The sequence below is a fragment of the Okeania sp. KiyG1 genome, from assembly GCF_014132355.1.
In the GTDB taxonomy this organism is placed as follows: Bacteria; Cyanobacteriota; Cyanobacteriia; order Cyanobacteriales; family Microcoleaceae; genus Okeania.
This window is the reverse complement of record NZ_BLZO01000101.1, coordinates 1-12,019: the sequence shown is the minus strand read 5'-3', so window position 1 is coordinate 12,019 and position 12,019 is coordinate 1. Positions and strand designations below refer to the sequence as shown.

The 12,019-nt window shown below is 36.0% G+C and carries 9 protein-coding genes; 6 read left to right on the top strand and 3 right to left on the bottom strand.

Annotated features, from left to right (window positions below):
- The first annotated feature begins 686 nt into the window (after window positions 1-686).
- From SAGCYANO_RS24420 to yidD, 3 genes are all read left to right on the top strand, one after another.
- On the top strand, window positions 687-1,508 hold the full coding sequence (locus tag SAGCYANO_RS24420; RefSeq protein ID WP_202222457.1) for an aspartoacylase: 822 nt from the start codon (window positions 687-689) through the stop codon (window positions 1,506-1,508).
- On the top strand, window positions 1,475-1,618 hold the full coding sequence (locus SAGCYANO_RS24415) for a hypothetical protein (protein ID WP_202222455.1): 144 nt from the start codon (window positions 1,475-1,477) through the stop codon (window positions 1,616-1,618). Before SAGCYANO_RS24420 ends, SAGCYANO_RS24415 begins: the two co-directional genes overlap by 34 nt.
- Window positions 1,619-2,083: 465 nt before the next feature.
- A complete protein-coding gene (gene yidD, locus SAGCYANO_RS24410; protein WP_202222454.1) occupies window positions 2,084-2,320 on the top strand; it encodes a membrane protein insertion efficiency factor YidD in 237 nt (78 codons plus the stop codon).
- Window positions 2,321-2,742: 422 nt separating this feature from the next.
- Here the strand turns inward: yidD and SAGCYANO_RS24405 are convergent, their stop codons facing one another.
- Entirely contained in the window at window positions 2,743-4,143 is a 1,401-nt protein-coding gene (locus SAGCYANO_RS24405) for a WD40 repeat domain-containing protein (protein WP_202222453.1), read from the bottom strand.
- A gap of 744 nt (window positions 4,144-4,887) precedes the next feature.
- The gene (locus SAGCYANO_RS24400; RefSeq protein WP_202222452.1) at window positions 4,888-5,412 is read right to left on the bottom strand and encodes a ferric reductase-like transmembrane domain-containing protein; all 525 of its coding nucleotides are present in this window, start codon (window positions 5,410-5,412) and stop codon (window positions 4,888-4,890) included.
- Window positions 5,413-6,323: 911 nt separating this feature from the next.
- Here SAGCYANO_RS24400 and SAGCYANO_RS45550 point away from each other — a divergent pair.
- The 3 genes from SAGCYANO_RS45550 to SAGCYANO_RS24390 all read left to right on the top strand — a co-directional run bounded on the left by SAGCYANO_RS45550 (window position 6,324) and on the right by SAGCYANO_RS24390 (window position 10,598).
- Complete coding sequence (locus tag SAGCYANO_RS45550) at window positions 6,324-6,473, top strand: hypothetical protein (RefSeq protein WP_237396642.1); 150 nt, start codon at window positions 6,324-6,326, stop codon at window positions 6,471-6,473.
- A 28-nt stretch (window positions 6,474-6,501) separates the two neighbouring features.
- Window positions 6,502-7,659, top strand: a complete 1,158-nt coding sequence (locus tag SAGCYANO_RS24395) for a P-loop NTPase fold protein (protein ID WP_305081055.1) — start codon at window positions 6,502-6,504, stop codon at window positions 7,657-7,659.
- Between the two features lie 245 nt (window positions 7,660-7,904).
- Window positions 7,905-10,598: a tetratricopeptide repeat protein gene (locus tag SAGCYANO_RS24390; RefSeq protein ID WP_237396640.1), complete on the top strand. Its 2,694-nt coding sequence runs from the start codon at window positions 7,905-7,907 to the stop codon at window positions 10,596-10,598.
- An 82-nt stretch (window positions 10,599-10,680) separates the two neighbouring features.
- Here the strand turns inward: SAGCYANO_RS24390 and SAGCYANO_RS24385 are convergent, their stop codons facing one another.
- Window positions 10,681-11,130 carry a Uma2 family endonuclease gene (locus tag SAGCYANO_RS24385; protein WP_237396639.1) on the bottom strand — a complete coding sequence of 150 codons (450 nt, stop codon included), beginning with the start codon at window positions 11,128-11,130 and terminating at the stop codon, window positions 10,681-10,683.
- Window positions 11,131-12,019 lie beyond the last annotated feature (889 nt).

The following is a 12,019-nucleotide window of genomic DNA, read 5'->3' as shown; positions in this document are numbered from 1 at the left end:
AAAAATTTTTTCCCTTGAAAGAGGAGGCTTTAAACCTGAATTATTTAATTATTTAATTATCTAAATTATTAATTATTCGATAAGAGTTGAATAGGTGAAAATAATTTGGAAAAATTTACAAAATTGGTGTATTTTACTTTTACAGGACTTACGCATAACCACCAAATATAGTAGAGGTTAACGGTTGTTAACCCCTATGCCACTACCCTATAAACCCACATTCCGCACTTCAATTTGTCACATGAAAATTAGTATAAAATCTGTAGCTTGCTTAGATATTTATACTATATAAATTATCTTCATTTACCTAGATCGGGAGTCAAATTCTTAGTTAAATATTAAGCATAAATACTTACTGAATCCTTGACTCCTATTGATTACTATAATTTTCTTCTTACTTCTTATTTTTTACTTTTTACTTTTGAATTTTGAATTTTAATTCTTCTTGGTGGATAATTCCCCTCTAGTATGATAATGAATTAATAACAAATAGCTGATAGCTGATGGCTGACTGCTGAATGCTTAGTTTGCTATACAATACTGATGCTACTGGACATGATATACAAAGATTAATAATTGAATTGAGTAATCATCAATTAATTATATTTATGGTGGGAATTTATCAAAATGGAAAAAATTAATAAAGTGGCAATTGTTGGGGGACTCACGGTAATGAATTTACAGGTATATATCTGATTAAAAAGTTTGAAAAATTTCCTGACTTGATTAGTAGAACTAATTTTGAAACTCAAACATTATTTGCTAATCCTCAAGCATTTGAACTGGTTAGAAGATACGTTGATACTGACTTAAATCGTTGCTTTCAACTCCAGGATTTAGAAAATCAAAACAATAATAATTATGAAGAAACTAGAGCAAAGTTTATTAATCAAATGCTAGGACCTAAAGGGAATCCTAAATTTGATTTGATCTTGGATTTGCATACTACTACTGCTAACATGGGGTTAACAATAGTTTTAGTTAATAATCATCCCTTTAACCTCAAAATTGCTGCTTATTTAAGTTCAGTTGAACCAGATGTTAGAGTTTATAGTTGGATTAATCCAGGAGAAGAAAATGCTTTTGTAAATTCTATTTGTGAATTAAGTTTTGGTATTGAAGTAGGTCCCATCGCTCAAGGTACTCTCAAAGCAGATTTATTTCAGAAAACAGAAAGATTAGTTCAGGCAAGTTTAGATTTTATCGAAAACTTCAATGAAGGTAAATTGAATCTAATTAATAGAGATATTACTGTCTATAAACATCTCAAAGTTGTAGATTATCCTAAGAATAAAGATGGAGAAATAACAGCAATGATTCATCCTGAGTTACAAGGGAGAGATTACCAACAATTAACTCCAGGGGAGCCAATTTTTTTAACCTTTGATGGCGAAACAATTTATTATGAAGAAGAAATTCCTACATGGCCAGTTTTTATTAATGAGGCGGCTTACTACGAAAAGGGAATTGCTATGTGTTTGACGAAAAAAGAGACCATGACATTTTAGCGAAGTCAGAAGTCAGAAGTCAGAAGTCAGAAGTTATTTTTGTAATATTAAATCCGTTGGTTTCTCGTAGGGGCGAATGGCATTCGCCTTCTTATATCATGTTCGGTTGAATACTTATAAATAACTTAGCGAGGAGTCAGGAGTCAACCCACCCCTCGCCCCTCCCAGGAGGGGAAGAAAGGAGAAAATCAAGATAATTTCAGTATTTCAAGATAATTTCAGTATTTATTCGGTACTGTCAGTTCTCAAATTTTATTTATAACTGACCCGTCCGAACATGATATTATACTGTGCTGGCCATTCATGCTCAAAACTCAGGGTTTGTGGGGTTTGCTGACCAAACCCCTACAGGGTGTGAATTGTACCGATGCTACCGGATTTGATATAATATAATGTCCGGTTGAATAGTTATAATTACAGCTTGTAGTTGGGCTTTAGCCTTAATATATAGGTATCTCAGGGGCTAAAGCCCTACTACAAACAAAAACTTTTTTTATCACTAATTATCCGGACATGATATAATAGGGACTTTGGGCAACCCTCCAAAAATATTTCGCTAATGCGGGATTAAGGATATGAAAGTATTACTAATTAAGTTAATTAAAGGCTACAAAATTTTCATTTCACCAGTATTACCTCCATCCTGTCGTTTTCAACCCACTTGCTCAGAATATGCAATGGAGGCGATAGAAAGATTTGGGATTTTTAAAGGTGGTAGAATGGCAATTATGCGAATTTTACGTTGTCATCCTTTTCATCCCGGTGGTTATGACCCAGTTCCTCCAAGGGAGTGTGGGGAATGTGAGGAGTAGGGGAGTGAGGGAGTGGGGGAGTAGGGGAGTAGGGGAGTGAGGGAGTGGGGGAGTGGGGGAGTAGGGGAGTAGGGGAGTGAGGGAGTGGGGAGATTAAATATTGAAGTAATTATAGAATAAACAGCCTCTTAGACATCTCCTGCACTCATAGGGAGTAGGCAGTAGGTAGGGACTTTGTATTCAAAGTCCGTAGGTCTTAGGGGGAAAGAATTGATAAATAAGAATGCGATAATTGATTTGATTTTTTATTATTGGAGATGTCTATTATATAGCCAGATTCTATGTGCAATTAACCAGATTTGATATGACTTCTGATAAGTCGGATAGTTGAGGAGTTGAAATCTCCTTTCTGTTCCGGAATGCTCTGCAAATTAGGGAGTCTCACAAAAAGTCTACCGATCGCTGAAAGCTGACTGCTTCTTTCACCAACCACTCCAAGGACTAACCTCAAGTACCCCTGTCGGTTTCATGACTACCCGGAATATTGCAAAAGACTGTCTCTGACTCGTAACTTCAGAATTAGCAGAATTTAACAACTTGGGTAAAGGTGTGTGTTGACGATAATATTGTGCAGGTTCATTCATGGGTTCTAAACTAGCGATCGCTCCATCCCTATTAACTTTTACCTCAAACACTAAATCTTCATACCATGTTGGAGTCTGCCGCCAACTTTGGTCAATTTGGTCATATAACTTTTGGTTTAACTCTTCTAACTCAGCTATATCAGTAATCTCTGAAACAGATATAATTTCTGCTTCCTCTTTCACAATAGATGGGGGAGTTGTATTCTGTAAATCATTACTACTAAAGTCAGATACAGACCACAATTTGATTGTTCCATCAGCACTCCCACTAGCAAGAGTTTGTCCATCAGGATTAAATTTTACCGACCAAACAGCTTTAGAATGATCTGTAAATGTTTCTAATAATTCTTCTGTATCTAGTTCCCACAGATGAATATTTTTGTCGTAACTACTACTAGCAAGAGTTTTGCTATCGGGACTAAAAGCAACAGACAAAACTGCTTTGTCGTGTCCTTCTAGAGTGCATTGTAGTTGACCAGTTTCCATCTGCCATAACTTAATTTTTCGGTCTTGACTACCGCTAGCAAGAATTTTACCATCGGGACTAAAAGCGATCGCCCAAATTGTGTTTTTATGTGCTGCCAAGGAGTGGAGTTGTTTACCTGTATTCAATTGCCAGGTTTTGATTTGACCATTTTTACCACCACTAGCAAGCATTTCTCCATCCTTGCTCAAAACCAGAGATGTGACAGGAGCGGAATGTTGAAAACTACCCTCAACAGAACCAGTATTAAGATTCCAAATTTTAATTACACCATTATAACTACCGCTAGCAAGAGTTTTTCCATCAGAACTTATAGCTATAGCTTTCACATCATCAGTATGACCTTCGAGAGTCTGGAGCGGACTTCCATTTGCAATATTCCAAAGTTTAATGCGGTTATCCCAACTACCACTGGCAAGAATTTTACCATCTGGACTCATAGCAAGAGATTCGATCGCATCTGCGTGAGCATTGATAGTATGCAGCAATTTACCATTGGTTAAATTCCAAATTTTAATTACACCATCATAACTACTACTGGCAAGAGTTTTTCCATCTGGACTCATAGCAACTGCATACACCCATCCTTTATGTCCTGAAAGGGTTAGAGAGGGCAGAGTTTTTTGCTCAGGTGGCCGGACCAAGTTTTTGGTTGATATTGATAGCGATCGCCAGGACCACAGTCCACCAATAGTTGCTAAAGTAGTTGCTGCTATTACTGTAGAATATTTTCGGCGGTTGGGTTTAGCTAGCATAATTTTTAATCCTACTATTGATGATTACTTGTTCAGGACTTACCCAGGGACTCTACAGATAGCTAGTGCGTTAGTGGAGCTTTGCGTTAGCAAATGCCATTTGCGCTCCGCAGAGCTGCCGCTTTATATGTTGCGGAGCAAAACGCTCCTACAGATGGTGCTTTCAAGGTGAATTTGCGTAAGTCCTGTTGTTGAAAAAAATTAAAATTACTGTTGCAGGATGGCGGAAATAACTGACCAGTTACAAAATTCTGGCGTTGCTGATTCTGGGTATGATTTTGCCCCCCTAACCCCCCAATGCGTGGGGGGAATAAAACTCTAAAAGTCCCCCAATTTTGGGGGATTTAGGGGGCTTAACCAGAACCAAACAATCGCGCATTCATGCTTCAATTCAGCAACTCCAAAATTCTAAAACAATTACAAATCAAAAATGATTGACTGTCTTGAGTGCGTCTTACATTCTGAGGTTTCCTCAGAATTACCTAATAATTAATAATTAATAATTAAATAATTAAATAATTATGGTTTAAAGCCTCCCCTTTTAAGGGGAAAAAGCGGTCGAGAGATGGATGGGTCTCCTCGCCATATCTAATCAACCAAGAGAAGAAATAATATTTCCTTATATTCAATTCCGTTTCTGTTAAAACCAGAGGTAATTATCAATTATCCATTATCAATTATCAATTAATGAAGCACTCGCTTTTAACTTTTGACTTCCGCGTAGCGACACTGTTTATTTTTGACTTAATTTGCACTCTTAGTTTTTGTCAGTTTTTTTCGATGCTCTATCCATCTTCTTACAATAAATAAAATAGTTATACCTGTTATTCCGAGCATTCCTAATGGGGTGAGGTAGCTCCAATGACCCCACATTTTGTCTATGACGTGCCAGACTAAGAGGAACATTGCTAGATAAGTCAGTTCATGTAATTTCTTCCAATTTTTTTTCATTTTTTTCATACTCCAATCATTGGAAGTAATTGTTAGTAGTGTGAAAATAATGAAAGTTACGACTCCTTGTATATATATCCAATAAGTTTGGATATCAAAAAAATCAAAGTTTCTCTTGCTCACTAGCAACATTCCATGAGCAAAAGCAAATAGAAAAGCAATTACACCTATATGACGACGATACTTCAGCAATATTTTAGGAAATTCTGTTTTTTTTGTGCTGGGAAACACAATTCTCAAAATGCTTGGTAGTAGGGTAATTACATAGCATACTAATGCTAAGAAACCTAAGTAGTTGGCAACTGGTGCTGTATCCACAATAGTATCTCCTTTAGTTACTAAATTTTATTTAAGTGAGATTTTTTGCTTAGTTATGGAAATATTTACAGCCTTTATTTTTCTATAGTAACGATAAATTTAATATAATTTTGAAAAAAATGCACCCAATTGAAAATATATTACTGAGAAAAATATTGAAAATCAATTTTTTTCAAATGCTAGTTGTTGATTGCTCAATTCAAGAGTCAAAAGCAATTACTAGCAGTTTGAAGATACTGAAATTGATTACCTCCTAACAATAGATTCAAAGTATCAAACATATATTCCGGATAATTAATTACGATAAAATGCAGATATAAATGACCTGAAAATTTGAGCTATAATGCTTAGATATTAAGTTAATATTGTCACTAATGAATGTGATATAATATCAGTCTGATGTAATAATTTCCTGCGGAATGCTGCCCAAACAGCCGTCAGCTAGCCTCATAAGGTCAGAACTGCGAACTTCAGCTATTGCTTTTAGTTTTAGATAAAAGCTTTACTAATTGAGGCATAATTTATAGTTACTACCAAAGTCGGCTTTCAATAATTAAGAATTTAGAATTAAGAATTTAGAATTACCTCTCCTTTAAAACGGATAGGATTGACTCAAAGGAAATTTTTTCTTATCTTGGTCTCATGGATATGGTTAGGAAACCCATCCATCCCACCCTAACGGGAAGCTCCGCTTTTTCCTAGGTCAGCTCCGCAAACATGTCGCGCAGCGTTAAGGGAGTTGTGCGCCAGCAAAACGACCGCTTTTTATCCCCTTAAAAGGGGAGGCTTTATACCACAATTTTTCGGTAAAGTCTATATTCATTACTACAAACATCTTAACATTAATATTTGTACCTTATATACAACCGAATCTACTATATTAATCATATTTTTAAAAGGTGAATTATCAAATGACTGAAGATTATCGTGCCGTAACACTAGGAGATGCTTACAATATTTCTAATGTTCTTCCTCTTGAAGGTGAGAATTTAAGAAAATATTATTATGATTTATCTGAAGTCAGAAAACAGAAGCTATTGATAGTATTAATTTTATTTTAAGTTCTGCTGAACCGGGAAAACTCAAACAATTTTATTTACAGGTCATCGTGGTGGGGGAAAAACTACAGAATTAAGAAAATTAGAAACAAAGTTACAAGCTGAATATTTTATTATTTATTTTATGGCTGATGAAGAGTTAGATATTAATGATGCTCGTTATACAGACCTATATCTAGTAATTATTAAACAGGTTGAAGACCAACTAAGAAGGAAAAATATTAGTTTAGACCAAAGATTATTGAAGAGTTTTGAAGATTGGTTTAAGGAAATTACTAAAGAGGAGGAAAGAACTGTAGAAAGTTCAGTTCGTGTAGAAGCAGGAGGTCAATTAGGGAATGAAAGTCCGATTCCTTTTTTGGCTAAACTTTGGGTAAAATTATTAGGGCAAATTAAAGGTTCAGATAAAAATAAAAAGATAATTAGAGAGACTTTAGAAAAAGATATTTCTCGGTTAAAAGCTGATATCAATGCTCTCTTAAGAGATGGTGCTAAAAAGTTAAGGGAAAAGTATCCTGAATATAAAGGAATTTTAATTATTGTTGATAATTTAGACCGCGTTCCTCCTAATGTGGGAGAACATTTATTTTTTGATTATGCTGCTCAATTGCAAGAATTAGATTGTAATATTATTTATACTGTACCTATTTCTGTTGTTTATTCTCCGAAAAATGTGGGTAATGCTTTTGACCAAAATCCCCATATTTTACCGATGGTTAATATTTACAAGTTTGACCGTCAAAAGATTGATTTAGAATATAATGACAGATATTTAAAGGCTATGACTGAGATAATTGCTAAAAGAGTTAATCCGGATATTTTGTTTGAGTCGGAACAAGATTTATTAGAAATAGCTAAAGCTAGTGGTGGTCATGTTCGTCAATTAATGCGAATTATGCGGACAGCTTGTTATACTGCTGGTTCCCGTGGTCATAGTAAAATTAATAGTGATGATGTTGATTATGCGATTAATCAGGAACAATTTAGTTTTGAGCGGGTTATTCCTAATGAACATTATGAGATTTTAGCAGAAGTTTGTTTGAGTAAAAATTTAGAAAATAAGGAAACAGCTCAAGATGTTTTATATAATACTTCGGTTTTAGAATATAACGGTATTAATCGATGGAATTATGTTAATCCAGTTATTAAACGAAGTGATTTATTCCAAGAAGCATTAAAAAGTTTATAGAATTTCTCTCTTTAAATGAGGTACATTTACGATCCCCCTAAATCCCCCTTAAAAAGGGGGACTTTGAATTTTTAAGGATACTTGATTGCTATATAATTTTTGAGGTTAATGTTAATATGGGGACGCGTGAAAGCTCCCCCATTTTTAAGTTAAGTGGTTCCCCCCTTATTAAGGGGGGTTAGGGGGGATCTAAAACTGTACCTCATAGATTAAAGAACCGCGATAAAATCCTTGAGGTTAATATTATGGGTGAAAGTAGTCGTAAAGTTAAACCCACCGAGCAATTTTTGATTGAAAATCAGGAATCTTTGAATCAATTATTGACTGTTATTACTTTTGCAAAAGGATTTACTTTAGGTGTAATTCAAGTTGATTATCAGGAAGATTTAGATGCAATTATTAAAAGAATTACTACTGATGAAAAATGTAGTCAAATTCAGTTTTGGCAATTAAAGTTAGATGACCCTGAGTTAGTTTTTTTCCGAGATGAAATGGTGAAAAGACTAGCCAATTTTACTATTGAACCAGAAAATAAATTAGTTATAATTATCCAAGGTTTAGAAAATGCTATTGGTTTACAAGGTAAGAAGTCTGCTTTTTTGTCTGATTTGAATTATGTGCGAGATTTATTACCTAGAGATATTCCTTATCCCATCATATTTTGCCTACCTAATTATGCGGTTAATCGTTTAGCAAATTTTGCTCCTGATGTATGGTCATGGATATCTTCAGTTGTTAAGTTTAATTCTCTGGAAATTCCAGTTGTTTCTAGAGGAAATGAAACTCAAGTTCGTAGTACAATTATAGAACCGATACCAACAGGAATTCAGGAGAGAATTGATTTTTTAAGGAAACGTTTATCAGAATATTATGAATCTAAGGATGATTCAGTCAAAGAATTATTTTATTTACTGAGTGAGTTAGGTATTGCATACCTTCAACAACAATATTTAGAAAAAGCAGAAGTATATTTACACCAAGCTGAAGATTTATATCGGCAAAATAAATCTTTAATTTCAAGTACAGACCGGGGGAATCTTTTTGGCAATTTAGGTCGTTTGTATGGTAGTAAAAATAAAGGTTCTATAGCTAATAATTTAGAACAAGCTATTAGTTATTATCAATTGGCTTTAAAAATTTATACCCTTGATGCTTTTCCTCAACAATGGGGAATGATGCAAAATGATCTGGCTATTGCTTACGGTAACAGAATAAGAGGAGATAAAGCTGAGAATTTAGAGATGGCGATCACCATTTTACAAAATGCTCTCAAAGTAAGAACTTTTAATGCTTTTCCTCAAGATTGGGCAGCGACGCAAAATAATCTCGCAAATGCTTATAGTGATAGAATCAGAGGAGACAAAGCACAGAATTTAGAAATAGCAATTACAATTTTCCAAGAAGCTCTCAAAGTTTATACTTTTGACACTTTTCCTGAGCAATGGGCAATGGCGCAAAATAATCTTGCTATTACTTACAGTGAGAGAATAAGAGGAGACAAAGCTGAGAATTTAGAGATAGCGATCGCTGCTTTCCAAAATTCTCTGAAAGTTAGAACTTTTGACGCTTTTCCTGTAGATTGGGCAATGACGCAAAACAATCTTGGTGAAGCTTACCGTAATAGAATTAGGGGAGACAAAGCACAGAATTTAGAGCAGGCGATCGCTTCTTTTCAACAAGCTCTCAAAGTCAGAACTTTTGAGACTTTTCCTCAACAATGGGCAAGAACTCAAAATAATCTCGCTGTTGCTTACAGTAATAGAATAAGAGGAGAGAAAGCACAGAATTTAGAGCAGGCAATCGCCTCGTACCAAAATGCTCTCAAAGTTTTAACTTTTGACGCTTTTCCTGTAGATTGGGCAATGACGCAAAACAATCTTGGTGAAGCTTACCGTAATAGAATTAGGGGAGACAAAGCACAGAATTTAGAGCAGGCGATCGCTTCTTTTCAACAAGCTCTCAAAGTCAGAACTTTTGAGACTTTTCCTCAACAATGGGCAAGAACTCAAAATAATCTCGCTGTTGCTTACAGTAATAGAATAAGAGGAGAGAAAGCACAGAATTTAGAGCAGGCAATCGCCTCGTACCAAAATGCTCTCAAAGTTTTAACTTTTGACGCTTTTCCTGTAGATTGGGCAACGACACAAAACAATCTCGGTGAAGTTTACCGTAATAGAATAAGAGGAGACAAAGCACAGAATTTAGAGCAGGCAATCGCCTCGTACCAAAATGCTCTCAAAGTTTTAACTTTTGAGACTTTTCCCCAACAATGGGCAAGAACTCAAAATAATCTCGCTGTTGCTTACAGTAATAGAATAAGAGGAGAGAAAGCACAGAATTTAGAGCAGGCAATCGCCTCGTACCAAAATGCTCTCAAAGTTTTAACTTTTGACGCTTTTCCTGTAGATTGGGCAGCGACGCAAAATAATCTAGCAAATGCTTACCGTAATAGAATTAGAAGAGACAAAGATGAGAATTTAGAGATGGCGATATCCACTTACCAAAATGCTCTCAAAATCAGAACTTTTGAGTCTTTTCCTCAACAATGGGCAATGACAAAAAATAATCTAGCAAATGCTTACCTTAATAGAATAAGAGGAGAGAAAGCACAGAATTTAGAGCAGGCAATCGCCTCGTACCAACAAGCTCTGAAAGTTTTAACTTTTGACGCTTTTCCTGTAGACTGGGCAATGACACAAAATAATCTCGCTATTGCTTACCTTAATAGAATAAGAGGAGAGAAAGCTGAGAATTTAGAGATGGCGATCGCCTATTACGAAAATGCTCTCAAAGTTTATACCCGTAAAGCTTTTCCTGAACGATGGGAAAGAGTGAAAAATAATCTTGATCTTGCTGTAAAAAAATTAGAAAAGACAAAGCCGAGAAATTGGAGATGGTTGTCGCCTCTTACCAAAATGCTCTCAAAGTATACCCGATAGCCCGCCAAACTTTCAAATTCCTGCTCGAAACGCTTTGGCCGCAGCAAGAGGACTTGAATTTTGAATACATTCGGTTAATAACTCAATGGATTAATGCAGGTAAAACTTTACTTCGATTAATATTCTCATAACCAAAAGTTGCAGCAAATAGATCCGAATCTTGTCGCAGATGGTAAATAGCAAGGCGATCGCCAAACCAAAACCAAACCTCTTGTATCCCTAGTTGTTGATAGAGAGCTAACCTATTAATTCCACCAGAGATAACAACGACTTCAATAGCCAGATCCGGAAATTCCTTATCTGTACCGATACAATAGCTCTCGTCTGGTTCGCCTCCCACTTCCTGTTCAGACTTACGAAAAGTTGTGGAACCTGTGGGAAAGTATTCCGTGTTAGTTTCCAGAAAGTAAATTTCTAACAACGTTCCAATTCGGGTTTTTCCACTTTCATGGCGACGACTAGAGGCGACGATTTCCAGAACACCATCTAAATAACTGATACGATAGGAAGAGCGATCGCCTATATCTGACAATAATGTTTCATATTGCGACCAACTTACCGAAAAATTGGGTTTAAAGCCTCGCCCTTGTAGGGCGACTTTTTATTTTATTTGCAAGTGAATTGAATATATGCTACACTATTATTAGTTGCCGAGGGGCACTCGGAAACTCTAAACGGACGTGGAGGGAAGCGTCAGACTACCGCCAAGGAAGCAGCACCCTGTGTTAGCGACAGCTATGCGAAGCAAAGCGTCAACCCGCCGAAGAGCTATGGCTCAGTAGGAATCTCCGTGCCTTTAGGCCGGGGAGGATGTCAAGGGACTAATGATATGACGTTCTTCCGGGTCGTCAATCTGGAGACGTTCGGATAAGTCATTTAAAAGAATCATAGTTTACTGAGTTATAGCGCTATGTGAGTGAAAATATTGTAGTGCGGGCATCTTGCCCGCGATTGGTGTACCTTATAACAGCGGAAAGCACTGTATCAGGAACGGGTATCAGGAACGGTATCAGGAACGGGCAAGATGCCCATTCCACAAGGACAAACACAAACACAAAACTATATCAGGACTTACGCAGAGACTCTACATATAGAGAGGGCGTTAGCGGAGCTTGGCGTTAGCCAATGCCATTCGCCCCTACAGATGGTGGTTTAAAAGTCAATTTGCGTAAGTCCTATATATTTAAACTTTCATTTATTGATATTAATACTTGTATTGACAATCTTTGAGGTATTTTGCCGACACATAACCTTCACTCTGGTAAATTAAGGAGAAAAAATTTTACTTATCTCCTAAACTATCAGGGACAATTGTAGCGATCGCCTTTTAAGTACAATTGGCCTTTTGAAGCATTGGCCACAATCTTCTAAGGGCCAAAGAAATAACTTTAAAGGCAATTAAAGTCTTAAATCCTTTAGCT

Excerpts from the sequence above, each read along its gene's own strand:
- SAGCYANO_RS24390 (WP_237396640.1), top strand. The coding sequence starts at position 7,905 with ATGGGTGAAAGTAGTCGTAAAGTTAAACCCACCGAGCAATTTTTGATT.
- SAGCYANO_RS45550 (WP_237396642.1), top strand. The coding sequence starts at position 6,324 with ATGACTGAAGATTATCGTGCCGTAACACTAGGAGATGCTTACAATATT.
- SAGCYANO_RS24405 (WP_202222453.1), bottom strand. The coding sequence starts at position 4,143 with ATGCTAGCTAAACCCAACCGCCGAAAATATTCTACAGTAATAGCAGCA.
- yidD (WP_202222454.1), top strand. The coding sequence starts at position 2,084 with ATGAAAGTATTACTAATTAAGTTAATTAAAGGCTACAAAATTTTCATT.